Here is a 16,523-nt window from a genome sequence, read left to right on the forward strand (position 1 = left end):
CCCGTCACCCTGCGCGCGAGGGGAGCATCGGGGCGCGGTCCTGCAGGGGCGCAGGATGGTCCGACTGGTTCTGAGCGGCGCGGACGACGCCGACCTGATCGCGCTTTCCGCCGGCTTCGGGCGCGACGGCCCCGGCGTCCTGACCGACGACGGCCTGGCCGCCGCCTACCGCTGGACGACGCGCGACGGCCGCGAGGCGCTGGCCCGCGGCGAGACCGGGGGGCTGACGGTCGACCTCTCCGACCAGCCCTCGGGCCGGGCCGATCTCCTCCGCCTCGACCATGCCGAGGACGGCGTGCTGCGCATCGAGGCCGAGCGTCCCTCGATCCGCCTCGCGCGCCTCGCCGCGGAGGATCCGCCCGGCGCCGCCTTCGACCCGATCCTGAACGGCGCGGACCGCTTCGAGGTCTCGGGCCGGGGCGACGCGCGGCTGTTCGGCGATGCGCTGAGCGCGGCCGCGCAGGACCGGGGCCGGGGCGACCTGTTCCAGCTCGAGGGCGCAGGCGGGCGGCAGGCGACAGGGGATTTCTGGCTGATCCCCTCGACCGCCTTCCAGGTCCGCGGCGGAGCCGACGACTTCCAGGTCGCGTCGCGCGGGGCGCTGCATCTGTGGGGCGACGCGGCGATGGCGCTCGACAAGGCAGGCTACGACGGCGCGCTGATCCGCGGCGGCGACGACCGGCTGGACGCGGGCGCGGCGCTCTCCGGCGTGCGCCGGCCGGAGACGCCGGTGATGGTCGGCGACGTGGGCGCGGTGGGCGTGGGCTGGCTGCTGCGCGGGGGCGACGACCTGCTGATCGCGCCGCGCGGGGCGGGCGCCGCGATGTCGGGCGACGTCCTGACCGGCGACGGGCAGAGCCGCCTGGTCTGCGGCGACGACCTGCTGCGCGGCGGCCGGGGCCGCGACCTGCTGATCGGCGACGCGCAGGACCTGCTCGAGCCGCTGGTGCGCATCCGCCCCGGCGACGACGCGCTGCGCGGGGGGCGAGGCAACGACGCGCTCCACGGCGACGCCCGCTTCGCCGCGCCCGAGACGGTCGTTCTGGGCCGCGACGCGGGCGCCGACCGGCTGTTCGGCGGCGAGGGCCGCGACCGGGCCTGGGGCGGCTGGAGCGACGACCGCATCTTCGGCGGCGACGACGGCGACCGCCTGCACGGCGACGCGGGCGCCGACCGGATCGAGGGCGGCGCCGACGCGGACCGGCTGTGGGGCGGCGCGGGGGCGGACCGGCTCGCCGGCGGCGCCGCGGCCGACCGCCTGTTCGGAGGCGGCGGCCGCGACGCGGCGCGGGGCGGGGGCGGCGGCGACGTGGTCGCCGGCGGCGGCGGCGACGATCTCATCGAGGGGAACGACGGTCGCGACCGCCTGCGCGGAGACCTCGGGAGAGACCGCCTCGTCGGCGGCGCGGGGGACGACGACCTGCGCGGCGGCGCGGGGAAGGACCGTCTCGCGGGGGGCGGCGGGGACGACCGTCTCGACGGAGGGGCGGGCGCGGACCGGCTGCTGGGCGGGGCGGGGGCGGACCTCTTCCGCCTCGCGGCCGGCGGCGGGCGGGACCGGGTGGAGGATTTCGATCCGGCCGAGGACGGGCTGTGGCTGCCCCGCGGGGCCGAGCCCCTGCAGGTCGCCGAGACGGCGCGCGGGGTCAGTGTGGAGCTGGCGGGGGCGGAGCTGATGCTGCTGGGCGTGACCCTCGATGCGCTGGAGGACGCGGGGCAGTCCTGGCTGGTCTAGGGCCCTGCCGGGCGGGCGCTTCTGAACTCACCCGGGAACAGGGCCGCGCCTGCTCCCCGCAGCCGTCCGTCGCCGACGATGCCTGAGCGAGTCGCCGGGAGGGGTCAAGGACAAGCCCCGCTTGCGCGGGGTCGCTGCGCGATCCTGGACCCCTCCCGCCGACTCGCTCTGATCGGCATCAGCGACGGACGGCTCCGGGGAACAGGCGCTCCGCGAGGAAGGCTGTCCGGGGCGCGGGGGGCGGGCGTCGCCGGGGCGTCGTGCGGGGTGTGGGGTCAGGCGGCCATGCGGCGGGCGGCGCGGGCGCGGGCGGCGTCGCCGAAGGCGCGGTAGACGGCCTGGCCGACCGGGCTCTCCCAGGCCATCCATTCCACGTGCCACTGGGCGCCCAGCGCGAAGCCGGGGGCGTCGCGGATCGACAGCGCCTCGGGCGTGCCGTCGGGGGCGGTGCCCTCGATCACCACGCGCGGGCCCGTCTCCATCACCCCCTGGCCGTGGAGCGTGTTGGTCATCGCCTCGGTCACGCCGAGGATGCGGTGGAACTCGCCGCCCTCCCGGAACTCGACCTTGTGGCGCAGGGCGAACTTCTCCTCGACCGTGCCGTCGGGGGGCATGCGGTGGTTCATGCGGCCCGGCAGGTCGCGGATCTCGGGGTGAAGGGTGGCGCCGAAGGCCACCGCCATCTCCTGGAAGCCGCGGCAGATGCCCAGCACCGGGGCGCCGGCGTCGACCGCCGCGCGGATCAGCGGCAGCGAGACGCCGTCGCGCTTGGGATCGAAGGGCTTGTGGGCCTCGGTCTCGTCATGGCCGTAGTGCGACGGATGCACGTTCGCCCGCCCGCCGGTGAACACGAACCCGTCGCAGGCGTCCAGCAGGTCGGGGACCGACATCGCCTCGGGCAGGGCGGGGATCACCAGCGGCAGGCAGCCCGCGGCCTTGGCCACCGCGTGCAGGTTCATCTCGCCCGCCGCGGACACGGGGAAGGTGTCGTTGATCAGGAAGGCGTTGGCGATGACCCCGATCACGGGGCGGGAGGCTCTGCCGGGCATGGGCTCTCGGGGTTCTCTGGGTCCGGGTCTGGCCGCGAGGGGGGCCGTGAGTGGCGCCCGGCCGCGGCCGTTTCGTCGCTGAACGGCCAATCTAGCCCCGCCCGCAGGCGACGTCGAGGCGCCCTCCCGCCGCGGCGGACGATCGCCCCGCCTCCGCCGCCGGCGTTTCCCGATCCGCTCTTCCGCGGCGTCCGCTTGACCGGGATCAAGGCGCGGGGCCGCGGGGCGCGCGAGGGTCGATCCGACGCTCGGCGACGAGGTCCGCGCGGCGGACCGGCGCCGGGCCCGAAGGACCTGCAAGGAGACCGTAGATGTCCCATGTCCCCCATGAACTGGCCGAGGCCCTTCCCGATCTCGCGCCGCGCCTGGCCGAGCGTCGGCGCGAGGACCCGCACCTCGCCCGCCTCTCGGACGAGTATCACGTGCTGAACCGGGAGATTCACCGCGCCGAGACCCGGGTGGAGCCGATGGAGGACCTGGCCCTCGAAACGCTGAAGAAGAAGCGCCTGGCGCTGCTGGACGAGATCAGGGGCCTGCTCGCCGCCTGAGCGGCGGGCCCGAGGCCGGGAAACGCACCGGGCCGCGGAGGACGCCTCCGCGGCCCGTGTCATGCGCGGCCGACCGAAGCGCGATCCGCGTCATTCGGGGCGGTCGCGAACGCGGCCGGGCGCGCCCTGGCAGGGGCGCCCGGCCTAGTCGTCTCAGGCGCTGCGCTTCATCGCCTTGAGCTGCAGGCGGCGGCGGTGCAGCACCGGCTCGGTGTAGCCCGCGGGCAGGGAGCGGCCCATGAACACCAGGTTCCACGCCGCCGCGAAGGCCGGGCCGTCGAAGCCCGGCGCCATCGGCGTGTAGGCCGGATCGTCCGCGTTCTGCCGGTCGACCACGGCCGCCATGCGCCGCAGCGTCTCCATCACCTGGTCCTCGGAGGCCACCCCGTGCGCCAGCCAGTTGGCGATGTGCTGGGAGGAGATGCGGCAGGTCGCGCGATCCTCCATCAGCCCCACGTCGTGGATGTCGGGCACCTTCGAGCAGCCGACCCCCTGGTCCACCCAGCGCACCACGTAGCCCAGGATCCCCTGGGCGTTGTTGTCGAGCTCGGCCTGGATCTCCTCGGCCGACCAGTTGGGGCGGTCGGCGAGCGGCACGGTCAGGATGTCCGACAGCTTCGCCCGGCGCCCGCCGGCGGCGATCTCCTTCTGCACCGCGCGGGCGTCGACCTTGTGGTAGTGCGTGGCGTGCAGCGTCGCGGCGGTGGGGCTGGGCACCCAGGCGCAGTTGGCGCCGGCCTTGGGGTGGCCGATCTTCTGCTCCAGCATGTCGGCCATCAGGTCGGGCGCCGCCCACATCCCCTTGCCGATCTGCGCCTTGCCGGCCAGCCCGCAGGCCAGGCCCACGTCGACGTTCCACTCCTCGTAGGCCTTGATCCAGGGCTGGGCCTTCATGTCGGCCTTGCGCACCATCGGACCCGCCTCCATCGAGGTGTGGATCTCGTCGCCGGTGCGGTCGAGGAAGCCGGTGTTGATGAAGGCGACGCGATGCTTCGCGGCGCGGATGCACTCGGCGAGGTTCACGGTGGTGCGCCGCTCCTCGTCCATGATGCCCATCTTCACGGTGTAGCGCGGCAGGCCAAGCGCGTCCTCGACCCGGTCGAAGACCTCCGAGACGAAGGCGGCCTCCTCGGGCCCGTGCATCTTGGGGCAGACCACGTAGATCGAGCCGGCGGGCGAGTTCTTCCGCGCCCCCTTCACGTCATGCAGGGCGCAGAGCACCGTGCACATCGCATCCAGCGCCTCCTCCGAGATCTCCTCCCCGGCGGAGTGCACCGCGGGCGTGTCCATCAGCAGGCCCACGTTGCGCACCAGCATCAGGGCGCGGGCGCGCACCGTGAAGGGCTCGCCCTCGGGCCCGATGGCCTCGAAGTCGTCGTTCAGCGTGCGGGTGAAGGTCTCCCCGCCCTTCGAGACCTCCTCCGAGAGGTCGCCCTTCATCAGGCCCAGCCAGTTGCGATAGGCCAGCGCCTTGTCCTCGGCGTCCACCGCGGCGACCGAGTCCTCGCAGTCCATGATCGCGGTCAGCGCCGATTCCAGCTTCACGTCGGCGATGCCGGCGGGGTCGGTCGCGCCGATGGAGTGGCTCTTGTCGATCACCACCTGCGCCAGCAGCCCGTTGCGCTTCACCAGCACCGAGGCGGGCGCCGACGCCTCGCCGGTATAGCCCGCGAACTGGGAGGGGTCGGCGAGCCCCGTCTCGCCGGCCTTGCCGTCCACGATCAGCGCCCCGCCCTCGACCCGGATCGAGGTGACGTCGGCCCACGTGCCGCCCGCGAGCGGCGCGCTCTCGTCCAGGAACCCTTTCGCCCAGGCGATCACCCGGGCGCCCCGCTCGGGATCGTAGCCCTTGCCCGTGGGCAGGTCGCCCAGCGCGTCGGTGCCGTAGAGCGCGTCGTAGAGCGAGCCCCAGCGCGCGTTCGCCGCGTTCAGCGCATAGCGCGCGTTCATCACCGGCACGACCAGCTGCGGCCCCGCGATCTCGGCGATCTCGGGATCCACGTTCTCGGTCTCGATGGCGAAGGGCTCGCCCTCCGGGACCAGGTAGCCGATCTCCTGGAGGTAGGCGCGGTAGTCGTCGTGATCCCAGGGCTTGCCCTTCATCGCCCGGCACCAGCCGTCCAGGCGCGCCTGCAGGTCGGCGCGCTTGTCCAGCAGGGCGCGACGCCGCGGGCCCAGCTCCTTCACGATGCCGGCGAGCCCCGCCCAGAAGGCGTCCGAGCTCACGCCCGTCCCCGGCAGCGCCTCGGTCTCGATGAAGGCGTGCAGCGGACGGGCCACGCGCAGGCCGGCGACGTCGATGCGGTCGGGCATGTCTTGTTCCTGGAAACTGAGTCGTCGCCTGCAACATGACCGCCGGGGCGACCTTCGGCCAGCGTTTGCGGCGCCCGATTTCACCTGTCGGAAAGGCCGACCTGACGGACCGATCGTCCCCCAGCCTTGCGCCCGCCCACCCCGGGCTGCAAGTCTGGGTCCTGCGCGTTGAACAGGAGACCCCCATGCGTCCGGACGCCCCGCAGCCCATCCGCCTCGTCGACTACACGCCGCCCACCTGGCGCGCCGAGACGGTCCGGCTGGTCTTCGACCTCGCGCCGCGGGGCGCCAAGGTCCACGCGAAGATCCGCTTCACCCGCGGCGACGGCCCCGACGGGCCCCTGCGCCTGGACGGGCAGAAGCTGATGCTGATCGCGGCGAAGCTCGACGGCGCGGACGTCTTCGACAAGGTGGCGCTGGACCCCGACGGGCTGACGCTCGACGTGCCCCTCCCCGACGCCTTCGACTTCGAGACCACGGTCGAGATCGACCCCGAGGCGAACACCGAGCTCGAGGGCCTCTACCTCTCCAACGGCGTCTACTGCACCCAGTGCGAGGCCGAGGGCTTCCGCAAGATCACCTATTTCCCGGACCGCCCCGACGTGATGGCCACCTACTCGGTGCGGATCGAGGCCCCCGCCTCCACCCCCGTGCTGCTGTCGAACGGCGAGCCGGGGGAGACCGGCACGCTGCCCGACGGCCGCCTCTTCGCCGAATGGCACGACCCCTGGCCCAAGCCCTCCTACCTCTTCGCGCTGGTCGCCGGGAACCTGGTCGCCCATCGCGACGCGTTCACCACCCTGTCCGGCCGCCATGTCGACCTCGGCATCTGGGTCCGCCCCGGCGACGAGAGCCGCTGCGAATACGCGATGGACGCCCTCAAGCGGTCGATGCGCTGGGACGAGGAGGCCTACGGGCGCGAGTACGACCTCTCGGTCTTCAACATCGTCGCCGTCGACGACTTCAACATGGGCGCGATGGAGAACAAGGGGCTGAACGTCTTCAACTCCAAGTACGTCCTCGCCTCGCCCGAGACCGCCGGCGACCGTGACTACGAGCTGATCGAGGGCATCATCGCCCACGAGTATTTCCACAACTGGACCGGCAACCGCATCACCTGCCGCGACTGGTTCCAGCTGTGCCTGAAGGAGGGGCTGACGGTCTTCCGCGACCAGCAGTTCACCGCCGACATGCGCTCAGAACCCGTGAAGCGCATCGACGACGTGAAGATGCTGCGCTCCCGCCAGTTCCGCGAGGATGCGGGCCCGCTCGCGCACCCCGTGCGCCCCGAGCAGTTCATCGAGATCAACAACTTCTACACGGCCACCGTCTACGAGAAGGGCGCCGAGCTTATCCGGATGCTGCGCCTGCTGGTCGGCGCCGACGCCTACCGCCAGGCCCTCGACCTCTATTTCGAGCGGCACGACGGTCAGGCCTGCACCATCGAACAGTGGCTCGACGTGTTCCAGACCGTGACCAACCGCGACCTGACCCAGTTCAAGCTGTGGTACTCCCAGGCCGGCACCCCCCGCGTGACGGTCTCCGAAGGCTGGAAGCCCGGCAAGTACACCCTCACCCTGCGCCAGGACGTTCCCTCCACCCCCGGCGCCCCCTCCAAGAAGCCGATGGTGATCCCGGTGGCCTTCGGCCTGCTGGGGCAGGGCGGGGCCGAGCTGATCGAGCCCGGCGTCCTCGAGTTGACCGAGCCCGAGCAGACCTGGACCTTCGACCTGCCCGAGCGGCCGGTCCCCTCCCTTCTGCGCGGCTTCTCGGCGCCGGTGATCCTCGACCGCAAGTCGTCCTCGGAGGAGCGCGCCTTCCTGCTCGCCCACGACACCGACCCGTTCAACCGCTGGGAGGCCGCCCGCGCCATGGCGCTGGAGGCGCTGATGGGGACCGAGCCCGTGGCCCCCTTCGCCGAGGCCCTGCGCCTCGCCATCGCCGACGCCGAGCTCGACCCCGCCTTCCGCGCCCTGCTGCTGGGCCTGCCCGGCGACGACGAGCTGGCGCGCGAGACCTGGGCCCGCGGCCGCCAGGCCGACCCCGACGCGATCCACGCGGCCTCCGAGACCGCCAAGACCGCGCTGGCCGAGGCGCTGGAGCCCGAGCTGCGCGCCCTCTACACGGCGATGGAATCCCCCGGCCCGTACTCCCCCGACGCCGCCGCGGCCGGCCGCCGGGCCCTGCGCAACGCCTGCCTCGGCCTGCTCTCGCGTCGCCCCATCGGGCCGGAACTGGCCGAGGCGCAGTCCCACGCCCCGAACATGTCCGAGCGTCTGCCCGCGCTCGCCGCCCTCCTCCACGCCGGCGCGCCCGCGGCCGAGCCCGCGCTCGCGGCCTTCGCGCAGGAGTGGAAGGACGACGCGCTGGTGATGGACAAGTGGCACATGCTCCAGGCCACCACGCCCGCGCCCGGCACGCTCGACCGGGTGAAGGCGCTGGCCGAGGATCCGGCCTTCGCCTGGAAGACGCCGAACCGCTTCCGCTCGCTGGTGGCGGCCTTCTCGACCAACCACTTCTGCTTCCACGCCGCCGACGGCGCCGGCTACCGCTTCCTCGCGGACTGGCTCCTGAAGCTCGATCCGCTGAACCCGCAGACGGCCGCCCGCGTCGCCGGCGCCTTCGAGACCTGGCGGCGCTACGACGACGCCCGCCAGACCCTGATCCGCGCCGAGCTGGAGCGGATCGCCAAGGCTCCGAACCTGTCGCGCGACCTGACCGAGATCGTCACCCGCATGCTCGGCGCCTGATCCGACCCCGGCGCGCCGCGAGGCCCCCCCCTCGCGGCGCGCCCGCTTTCCCCAACGCGAGCCTTGCCCGCGGCCTCCGCGCGACCCATCCTCCCCGACAACCAAAAGGGAGGAGGGCCCCGTGCTCCAGATCGACCCCACGCTGTTCACCGACGAGGCCGTCTCGGCCGAGACCCGCGCCTTCATCGAGAAGATCGAGGCGACGCTGGCCGAATTTCCGGCCACCAACGAGGTCCCGGTCGAGCTGACGCGCAAGGCGCGCGAGGAAGGGCGGGGCATCTTCCCCTCCGACGGCCCGCTCGAAGGGTCGGAGTGGCGCGAGTATCCCGGCGGCGCCCGGCGCATCCGCGTCTCGCTGCCCGAGGGGACGCCGCGGGGCGTCTACCTGCACATCCATGGCGGCGGCTGGACGCTCGGCTCCCCCGCCTACAACGACGGCGAGAACCAGCGCGTGGCGCGGACCTGCGGCATGGCGGTGATCTCGATCGAATACCGCCTCGCGCCCGAGCATCCGTTCCCCGCCGCCCCCGACGACTGCTTCGCCGCCGCGAAGTGGGCGATCGAGACGCTGCCCTTCGGCGACGTCCCCTATTTCATCGGCGGCGAGAGCGCGGGCGGGCACCTGTCGGCCTCGACCCTGCTGATGCTGCGCGAGGCGGGCCTGCACAAGCGCATCAAGGGCGCGGTGCTGACCTACGGCTGCTACGACATGCGCATGGTCGCCTCGGCCCGGAACTGGGGGGAGCGCAAGCTGATCCTCAACACGCCGGTCATCGAGTGGTTCGTGGCCAACGCCATCCCCTCGCCCGCGGATCGCGAGGACCCGATCTACTCGCCGATCCTGGCGGACCTGCACGACATGCCCGCGGCGCTGTTCTCGGTGGGGACCGAGGATCCGCTGATGGACGACACGATGTCGATGGTCGGGCGCTGGGCCGGCGCGGGGAACCGGGCGGAGCTCGCGGTCTATCCCGGCGGCATCCACGCCTTCGACGCCTTCCCCGACCTCGCCATCGCGCGGGGCTACGCCGAGCGCAAGACCGCCTTCCTCAACGGCCTGCTGGAGGCCTGAGGCGGGATCACGACCCTCTGAACGCGAAAACGCGCGCCCCGGAGGCCTCCGGGGCGCGCGTTCGCATGTCGGCGGCGGGGACGCGGTTCAGACGTCCATCGCCTCCAGCTCGCCGATCATGCGGTCGATCAGGCCCAGGCCCTTCTGCCAGAACTCCGGGTCCGTGGCGTCGAGGCCGAAGGGCGCCAGCAGCTCCTTGTGGCCCTTCGATCCGCCGGCGGCGAGCAGGTCGAAATACTTCTTCTGGAAGCCCGGCTCCCCCTCCTCGAACACGGCGTAGAGCGCGTTCACCAGCCCGTCGCCGAAGGCGTAGGCGTAGACGTAGAAGGGCGAGTGGATGAAGTGCGGGATGTAGGTCCAGTAGTTCTCGTAGCCGTCCGCGAACTCGAACGCCGGCCCCAGGCTCTCGGTCTGCACCTGCATCCAGATGCGGCCCAGGTCCTCCGCCGTCAGCTCGCCCTCGGCGCGGGCGGCATGGACCCGGCACTCGAAGTCGTAGAAGGCGATCTGGCGGACCACGGTGTTGAGCATGTCCTCGACCTTGCCCGCCAGCAGCGTGCGCCGCTTCTTGGGGTCGGTCTCGGCGTCCAGCAGCTTGCGGAACGTCAGCATCTCGCCGAACACGGACGCCGTCTCGGCCAGCGTCAGGGGGGTGTTCGACAGAAGCTCCCCCTGCTCTGCGGCGAGGATCTGGTGAACCCCGTGGCCCAGCTCATGGGCGAGCGTCATCACGTCCCGCGTCTTGCCCAGGTAATTGAGCATCACGTAGGGGTGCACGTCCGTCACCGTGGGGTGCGCGAAGGCGCCCGGCGCCTTGCCCGGCTTCACCGGCGCGTCGATCCAGCCCTTGGTGAAGAACGGCTCGGCGAGCTCCGCCATCTTCGGATCGAAGCCCGCATAGGCGTCCATCACCATCGCCCGCGCCTCGTCCCAGCTGACCTTGCGGTCCGGCTCGTCGGGCAGGGGGGCGTTGCGGTCCCAGTGCTGCAGCTTCTCGAGGCCCAGCCACTTCGCCTTCAGCGCGTAATAGCGGTGGCTGAGGCGCGGATAGGCCGCCACGACCGCGTCGCGCAGCGCCTCGACAACCTCGGGCTCGACATGGTTCGCGAGATGCCGCGCGGTCTGGGGCGTGGGCATCTTGCGCCAGCGGCACTCGATCTCGTGCTCCTTCGCCAGCGTGTTGGTGATCCGCACGAAGAGAGGCAGGTTCTCGGCGAAGACCGCCGACAGCGCCGCGGCGGCGGCGGCCCGGCGGGAGCGGTCGGCGTCCGACAGCAGCGTCAGCGTGGACTCGAGCGGCAGCGGCTCGTCCTCGCCCTCCACCTCGAAGGTCAGGCGCGCCATCGTCTCGTCGAACAGGCGGTTCCACGCGGTGGCGCCGACGACCGACTGGTCGTGCAGGAATTTCTCCAGCTCGTCAGACAGCTGGTAGGGGCGGTAGGCGCGCACCCGCTCCAGCCACGGGCGGTAGCGGGCGAGGGTGGGGCTCTCGCCCGCCATCTCGTCGAGCCGCTCGTCCGACAGGCGGTTGATCTCCAGCGTCAGGAAGACGATGGGCGCGGTGATCTCGGTCACCTCGTTCTGGCGGTCGCCCATGAACTTGGCGCGCTCGGGGTCGGAGGTGTTCTGGTAGAGGCGCAGGCCCGCGTAGCTCATCACCCGGCCCAGCTTCTGCTGCAGCGCCTCGTAGCGCGCCACGGCCCAGCCCAGCTCGTCGCCCGTCAGGCTCTCCAGCTTGCCCTCGTAGTCCTCGGCGAGCTTGGCGGCCTCCTCCCGCGCGGCGTCGAGGTCGGCGCGCAGGGCCTTGTCGTCGGGGCCCGTGTAGAGGTCGTCGAGGTTCCACTCCGGCAGGTCGCCCAGCGGGGTCGCGCCGGACGTCGCCTCGGCTGCGTCGCGGAGCGGGAGCGGGCGGGGGGCGTGGATCATCGGGCAGGTCCTTTCGGGTGCGTCGGCCGGGGCGCGGCGTCGAAGCCGCGGCCGCCGGCCGGAGAAATGCGTCGCGTCCAGACATAGACGCGCGGGGTGCGGGACGGAAGGGCGGGGCGCGCAGGGGCCGCGGGGGGCGGGCGCGCCTAGAGGTCGATGGAGGCGGGCGGGTCGCCCTCGGTCTCAGCCTCCGGCGCGGCCTTCGGCGCGGCGTCGGGGTCGAGCTCGGCCGCGGGCTCCTTGCGCGGGATCAGGATGTCGCCGTTGGGCAGCATCTCGGGCGCGCCGTAGTCGTCGAGCATGGCGATGGCGTCGCGCATCTGGCGCAGCGCCGGGCCGAGCTCCAGCCGCAGCCGCTCGATCGCTTCGCGCGCGGCGCCGGTCATCTCGTCGAGGCCGGGGATCTCGGGCAGCCAGCCGTCGTCCTCGGCCTCGGGCGCGGCCGCGGGAGGCTGGTCCGGGCTCTGCGCCTGCTGGGCGGGGGCGAGCGACGGGGCGAGGAGCGCCGGCGCGGCGGCGAGAAGCGCCGCGAGGGCCAGGGTCGGCCGGGCGCGGCGGGCAGGGGGGCGTTGAAAGGTCATGCCCCCGATGTGGGGCGCGCCCCCCCATCCGCCAAGTCGCCCGGGGCAGGCGAGGGAGCCGCGGCGCGACGCGCCCGCCCCCGGCCGGCCGGCCGCCCGCCGCGGCGGACCGGCGTCGCGCCCGGGGCGGAGGGCGTGCAGAGGGCGCGCAGGATGGCCCTGCAAAGCGAAACGCCCCGCGGTTTCCCGCGGGGCGTTCCAGTTCTTCGACCGTCCGGCGGGCCGTCAGGCCCGTCCGGCCGTCGCGATCACTCGGAGATCGCGATGGTGGCGCGACGGTTGCGCGGCTCGCGCACGTTGTCGCCGGTCGGGACCGCCAGCTCCAGCTCGGAGCGGCCGGCCTTGGTGATGGTGCCGGCGTTGACGCCCTCGGTCGAGGCGCGGGCCAGGATGGCGCGCTCCACGGCGGTGGCGCGACGCTCGGACAGGCGCTGGTTGTAGGCGACCGAACCGACGGTGTCGGTGTGGCCGACGATCGAGACCAGCGGCGAGGAGTAGCCGGACAGCAGCGACACCACCTCGTTGATCACCTCCTGAGCGGCGGCGGTGATGTCGGAGCGGTCGAAGCCGAAGTACACGGTCAGGTCGCCGGCGGCGCCGATGCAGGCGGCGAGCGCCTCATCGTACATCGCCTTGGCGTCCTCGGCCGAGACGCACGCGTAGGCGCCCTCGACCAGCGACTCCAGGTACTGGTCCCAGTAGGCCTGGGCCTTGGCGCACGCCTCGGGGCGGGCGGCCTTGTTGGCGTTCACCGCCGCGACCATCTCGGAGTAGCCCGACGCGTCGACGCCGATCTCCTCGGGGGTCCAGGGGGCGACGCCGCCGGCGGCGGCGGCCTGGGACTTGGCCACGTAGGCGGTCGAGTCCATCCAGTTCACGTCGGTGCGCGCGGAACGGACCGCCAGGGCCTGATACTCACGGGCCAGCGCGGCGTCGAAGGACGAGCCCTCGATGCTGGTCCCGAGGTAGTCCTCGGCCGTGAAGGTCCCGGCCAGGTTCGCGCCCGGCAGGTACGAGCAGCCGGCCAGAGCCAGCGCAGAGCCCGCCATGACAATCCGGGAAATGTAGTTCATCCCTCTCTCCGTCTCGGTTCGCCCGGCTGCGGCCGCCGGGACTGTGGGGTTCGGGCGACGGCCTGACGGTTGGCACCCTCAGGGACCGGATCGCACGTTCGAGCTTCACGATCAACCTTTCCGAGTCGCCGCAAGCCACGCCCGTGCCGCAGATTTCACATCACGTCGCGTTTTAACAACACATTCGGGACTGAGAGGTAGCTTCGCGGCGATTCTGTGGAAGACCGGGGCCGCGACTGCGGCGAAACCCGCGTTTTCCCAACCGGGTGATACGGGAAAGCCACATGAGGACTCGCTTCAGCTTTGGGGAATCGGAGGCCGCCGCGACCGAGGCCGCCCTTCCCCTGGTCGGAACCGACGGCCACGTCAGATCTCTTGACGAAATCGAATCGGAAACGATCTGCTTCGCGATAAGCCGCTACGGCGGCAATCTTTCCGAGGCCGCCCGACGCCTGGGCATCGGCCGATCGACCCTCTATCGACGGTTGGGCGGGGAATAAGAGAATCGCGGCGGCGGCGAGCGGGCCGGCCGCCCCCTCAGTCCCACCACAGGACCAGCGCCGGGCGGCCGGGATGGGCCCAGCAGGGCGGCCACGTCCGCGCGCCCGTCCGGGCCGACGGCGTCCGGCGCGGCCTCGCCGAACCAGGCGGCGACCGCCTCCGGCGCCGCGTCCACGACCAGGGCGAGCGAGTCCGCGGCCGGCCACATCGCGGGGCCGTCCGCGTCATGGGCCACGACCACCCGCAGGGCGCGCACCTCGGCCCGCGCCCGGATCGCGGCCAGCAGCGGCGGCACGCCCGCGCGCCCCGACGCCTGCGGCTCCAGCGCCGCGGGGAAGGAGGAGGGGTCGTCGTTCCCCTCGAAGAACGCCTCCAGCGTCACGTAGGTCGCGGGATTGGACGGATCGCCCAGCGCGCCCCGCGCGCGGATCGCCTCGACCAGGCGGCGGCGCTTCCCTGCGTCCATCGCCTCAGTCCCACCACAGGACCACGACCGGCCGGCCCGGATGGCCCAGCCGTGCGGCGAGGCCCGGGTCCTCGCATTCCCAGGTCTCGTCGGGCGCGAAGTCGCCGAAGCTCTCCGCGACCGCCTCCGCGTCGACCGCGCCCACCAGGTAGACCCGGTCCGAGAACGGCCACTCCTCGTCGCCCTCGTCGAACTGGGTGACCAGCAGGCGCAGGTCCTCGACCTCCGGCCGGGCCCGCAGGGCGAGGAGCAGGGCGAGGATCTCGCCCATGTCCTGCGGCTGGTCGGGGAGGTTGCACCAGAACGAGCCGGGGTCGTCGTTCCCGTCGAAGAACGCCTCGGGCGTCACGAAGGCGGCCGGGTTGGCCTCGTCGCCCAGCGCCCCGCCGGCCTCGATGCGCGCCAGGAGCGCGTCGCGTTTCGCGACGTCCATGTCGTCCTCCCTCGGGACGCGCCCTCCTTCACGGGGCGCGGGCAGGAAAAAGGGGCGGGACCCGTCGGTCCCGCCCCCCCGTCTCGCGCAGGTCGTGCGGCGCACGCCTCACATGTTGGGATAGTTCGGCCCGTCGCCGCCCTGCGGCGTGGTCCAGTTGATGTTCTGCGGCGGATCCTTGATGTCGCAGGTCTTGCAGTGCACGCAGTTCTGGAAGTTGATCACGAACCGCGGGTTCGACCCGTCGTCGTCCTTCACCACCTCGTACACCCCGGCTGGGCAGTAGCGCTGCGCGGGCTCGGCGTACTTGGGCAGGGTCCAGTTCACCGGGACCTCGGGATCCTTCAGCTTCAGGTGGCAGGGCTGGCTCTCTTCGTGGTTGGTCGCCGCGAAGGAGACGTTGGTCAGCCGGTCGAAGCTGAGCTTCCCGTCGGGCTTGGGATAGTCGATCGGCTTGTAGTGGCGCGCGCGCTCGGTGGCCTCGGCGTCGGACTTGCCGTGCGCCATCGTGCCGAACAGCGTGCCCCCGAAGATCGTCGAGAACCACATGTCCGCGCCGCCCAGCGCCAGCCCGCCCATCAGGCCGTACTTCGACCACAGCGGCTTGACGTTGCGCACCGGCTTCAGGTCGGCCGCGATGGGGCCCGAGCGGACGTCGTCCTCGTAGGCGGTGATCTCGTCGCCCTGGCGGCCCGCCTCGAGGGCGGCGAACACCGCCTCGGCCGCGGCCTTGCCCGAGAGCATGGCGTTATGGTTGCCCTTGATGCGGGGCACGTTGACCATGCCCGCCGAGCAGCCCAGCAGCGCGCCGCCCGGGAAGGTCAGCTTGGGCATCGACTGCCAGCCGCCCTCGGTGATCGCGCGCGCGCCGTAGGCGACGCGCTTGCCGCCCTCCAGCACCTCGGCGATGGCCGGGTGATGCTTCAGGCGCTGGAACTCCATGTAGGGGTAGAGATACGGGTTCTTGTAGTTCAGGTGCACCACGAAGCCGATGAACACCTGGTTGTTCTCGGCGTGGTACATGAAGGAGCCGCCGCCCGCGTTCGAGCCCAGCGGCCAGCCCATGGTGTGGGTGACCTGGCCGAGCTTGTGCTTGGCGGGATCGATCTCCCAGATCTCCTTCATGCCGAGGCCGAACTTCTGGGGCTCCTTGCCCTTCGACAGCCCGAACTTCTCGATGGCGACCTTCGACAGCGAGCCGCGCACGCCCTCGGCCAGCAGCACGTACTTGCCGCGCAGCTCCATGCCCGGCTCGTAGCCGTCGCCGGGGGTGCCGTCGGGGTTCTTGCCGAACTCGCCCGCCACGACGCCGACCACTTCGCCGTTCTCGCCGTAGACCAGCTCCGAGCAGGACATGCCCGGGAAGATCTCGACGCCCAGCTCCTCGGCCTGCTCGGCCATCCAGCGGCAGACGTTGCCCATCGACACGATGTAGTTGCCGTGGTTGTTCATCAGCGGCGGCATCGGGAAGTTGGGGATCTTCACCTCGCCATGCTCGCCCAGCAGCAGGAAGCGGTCCTCGTTGACCTGGGTCGAGACCGGCGCGCCCTTGGCCTTCCAGTCGGGGATCAGCGCGTCGAGGCCCTTGGGATCCAGAACCGCGCCCGAGAGGATGTGCGCCCCGACCTCGGAACCCTTCTCGAGCACCACGACGTTCAGATCCTCGCCGCCCAGCTGCTTGAGCCGGATCGCGGCGCTGAGACCCGCAGGGCCCGCGCCGACGATGACGACGTCGACGTCCATGGTTTCGCGTTCGATCTGGCTCATTCTGGCTACCTCGTCTCGTCGCTCGTGCACGGTGGCCCGGGCCGCCGGCGGGCGGGGGCGGTGGACCGGGTCCGCCGACGGATCGACGGAACCGGCCGCAGGTTCGGGTCGCCCCGAAGGGGCGCAGTCAAAAATCGCCCCGGCGCAGGCCGGGACGGGGTCGCCTCCGGGGTTAATGACCGCTCGGTCAGCCGTCAACAGGACACGGCGGCCGGAGCGCGCCCGTGACGCAACGGTGGGGCGGAAGGGGGCGGAGTCCAGCCCCGCCGCCCCGGAACGCGGTCGCGGCCCCCGCGCGCGGAAGGGCGT

General features: G+C 72.4%; 13 protein-coding genes. 5 read left to right on the top strand and 8 right to left on the bottom strand.

The window, feature by feature from the left end:
- Window positions 1-55: 55 nt before the first annotated feature.
- Window positions 56-1,735 carry a calcium-binding protein gene (locus tag P2H44_RS18225; RefSeq protein ID WP_275765618.1) on the top strand — a complete coding sequence of 560 codons (1,680 nt, stop codon included), beginning with the start codon at window positions 56-58 and terminating at the stop codon, window positions 1,733-1,735.
- Window positions 1,736-2,010: 275 nt separating this feature from the next.
- Here P2H44_RS18225 and P2H44_RS18230 read toward each other — a convergent pair whose 3' ends face one another.
- Entirely contained in the window at window positions 2,011-2,784 is a 774-nt protein-coding gene (locus P2H44_RS18230; protein ID WP_275765619.1) for a gamma-glutamyl-gamma-aminobutyrate hydrolase family protein, read from the bottom strand.
- Between the two features lie 311 nt (window positions 2,785-3,095).
- Here P2H44_RS18230 and P2H44_RS18235 point away from each other — a divergent pair, with 311 nt between their 5' ends.
- The gene (locus P2H44_RS18235) at window positions 3,096-3,332 is read left to right on the top strand and encodes a YdcH family protein (RefSeq protein WP_275765621.1); all 237 of its coding nucleotides are present in this window, start codon (window positions 3,096-3,098) and stop codon (window positions 3,330-3,332) included.
- A gap of 153 nt (window positions 3,333-3,485) precedes the next feature.
- Here the strand turns inward: P2H44_RS18235 and P2H44_RS18240 are convergent, their stop codons facing one another.
- A complete protein-coding gene (locus P2H44_RS18240; RefSeq protein WP_275765622.1) occupies window positions 3,486-5,645 on the bottom strand; it encodes a malate synthase G in 2,160 nt (719 codons plus the stop codon).
- Window positions 5,646-5,830: 185 nt separating this feature from the next.
- Here P2H44_RS18240 and pepN point away from each other — a divergent pair, with 185 nt between their 5' ends.
- Entirely contained in the window at window positions 5,831-8,395 is a 2,565-nt protein-coding gene (pepN, locus tag P2H44_RS18245; RefSeq protein WP_275765624.1) for an aminopeptidase N, read from the top strand.
- A gap of 121 nt (window positions 8,396-8,516) precedes the next feature.
- The gene (locus tag P2H44_RS18250) at window positions 8,517-9,467 is read left to right on the top strand and encodes an alpha/beta hydrolase (RefSeq protein WP_275765626.1); all 951 of its coding nucleotides are present in this window, start codon (window positions 8,517-8,519) and stop codon (window positions 9,465-9,467) included.
- A gap of 87 nt (window positions 9,468-9,554) precedes the next feature.
- On the opposite strand, the gene P2H44_RS18255 is transcribed toward P2H44_RS18250, so the two are convergent.
- From P2H44_RS18255 to P2H44_RS18265, 3 genes are all read right to left on the bottom strand, one after another.
- Window positions 9,555-11,393 (bottom strand): M3 family oligoendopeptidase, encoded by a 1,839-nt coding sequence (locus P2H44_RS18255; RefSeq protein WP_275765627.1) that lies wholly within the window; start codon window positions 11,391-11,393, stop codon window positions 9,555-9,557.
- A 146-nt stretch (window positions 11,394-11,539) separates the two neighbouring features.
- The gene (locus tag P2H44_RS18260; protein ID WP_275765629.1) at window positions 11,540-11,974 is read right to left on the bottom strand and encodes a hypothetical protein; all 435 of its coding nucleotides are present in this window, start codon (window positions 11,972-11,974) and stop codon (window positions 11,540-11,542) included.
- A gap of 248 nt (window positions 11,975-12,222) precedes the next feature.
- Window positions 12,223-13,047, bottom strand: a complete 825-nt coding sequence (locus P2H44_RS18265) for an OmpA family protein (RefSeq protein ID WP_275765631.1) — start codon at window positions 13,045-13,047, stop codon at window positions 12,223-12,225.
- 284 nt (window positions 13,048-13,331) lie between these two features.
- On the opposite strand from P2H44_RS18265, the gene P2H44_RS18270 reads away from it, so the two are divergent.
- The gene (locus P2H44_RS18270) at window positions 13,332-13,547 is read left to right on the top strand and encodes a helix-turn-helix domain-containing protein (RefSeq protein ID WP_275765633.1); all 216 of its coding nucleotides are present in this window, start codon (window positions 13,332-13,334) and stop codon (window positions 13,545-13,547) included.
- Here P2H44_RS18270 and P2H44_RS18275 read toward each other — a convergent pair.
- From P2H44_RS18275 to P2H44_RS18285, 3 genes are all read right to left on the bottom strand, one after another.
- Window positions 13,523-14,014 (bottom strand): hypothetical protein, encoded by a 492-nt coding sequence (locus tag P2H44_RS18275; protein WP_275765635.1) that lies wholly within the window; start codon window positions 14,012-14,014, stop codon window positions 13,523-13,525. The genes P2H44_RS18270 and P2H44_RS18275 overlap by 25 nt on opposite strands.
- Before the next feature lie 4 nt (window positions 14,015-14,018).
- Window positions 14,019-14,447, bottom strand: a complete 429-nt coding sequence (locus tag P2H44_RS18280) for a hypothetical protein (protein WP_275765636.1) — start codon at window positions 14,445-14,447, stop codon at window positions 14,019-14,021.
- A gap of 108 nt (window positions 14,448-14,555) precedes the next feature.
- A complete protein-coding gene (locus P2H44_RS18285) occupies window positions 14,556-16,214 on the bottom strand; it encodes an electron transfer flavoprotein-ubiquinone oxidoreductase (protein ID WP_275765637.1) in 1,659 nt (552 codons plus the stop codon).
- Window positions 16,215-16,523 lie beyond the last annotated feature (309 nt).

This window comes from Albimonas marina (assembly GCF_029223255.1).
Lineage (GTDB): Bacteria > Pseudomonadota > Alphaproteobacteria > Rhodobacterales > Rhodobacteraceae > Albimonas.

Excerpts from the sequence above, each read along its gene's own strand:
- P2H44_RS18260 (WP_275765629.1), bottom strand. The coding sequence starts at position 11,974 with ATGACCTTTCAACGCCCCCCTGCCCGCCGCGCCCGGCCGACCCTGGCC.
- P2H44_RS18275 (WP_275765635.1), bottom strand. The coding sequence starts at position 14,014 with ATGGACGCAGGGAAGCGCCGCCGCCTGGTCGAGGCGATCCGCGCGCGG.
- P2H44_RS18240 (WP_275765622.1), bottom strand. The coding sequence starts at position 5,645 with ATGCCCGACCGCATCGACGTCGCCGGCCTGCGCGTGGCCCGTCCGCTG.
- P2H44_RS18265 (WP_275765631.1), bottom strand. The coding sequence starts at position 13,047 with ATGAACTACATTTCCCGGATTGTCATGGCGGGCTCTGCGCTGGCTCTG.
- P2H44_RS18235 (WP_275765621.1), top strand. The coding sequence starts at position 3,096 with ATGTCCCATGTCCCCCATGAACTGGCCGAGGCCCTTCCCGATCTCGCG.
- P2H44_RS18225 (WP_275765618.1), top strand. The coding sequence starts at position 56 with ATGGTCCGACTGGTTCTGAGCGGCGCGGACGACGCCGACCTGATCGCG.
- P2H44_RS18255 (WP_275765627.1), bottom strand. The coding sequence starts at position 11,393 with ATGATCCACGCCCCCCGCCCGCTCCCGCTCCGCGACGCAGCCGAGGCG.
- P2H44_RS18285 (WP_275765637.1), bottom strand. The coding sequence starts at position 16,214 with ATGAGCCAGATCGAACGCGAAACCATGGACGTCGACGTCGTCATCGTC.
- P2H44_RS18230 (WP_275765619.1), bottom strand. The coding sequence starts at position 2,784 with ATGCCCGGCAGAGCCTCCCGCCCCGTGATCGGGGTCATCGCCAACGCC.
- P2H44_RS18270 (WP_275765633.1), top strand. The coding sequence starts at position 13,332 with ATGAGGACTCGCTTCAGCTTTGGGGAATCGGAGGCCGCCGCGACCGAG.
- P2H44_RS18280 (WP_275765636.1), bottom strand. The coding sequence starts at position 14,447 with ATGGACGTCGCGAAACGCGACGCGCTCCTGGCGCGCATCGAGGCCGGC.
- pepN (WP_275765624.1), top strand. The coding sequence starts at position 5,831 with ATGCGTCCGGACGCCCCGCAGCCCATCCGCCTCGTCGACTACACGCCG.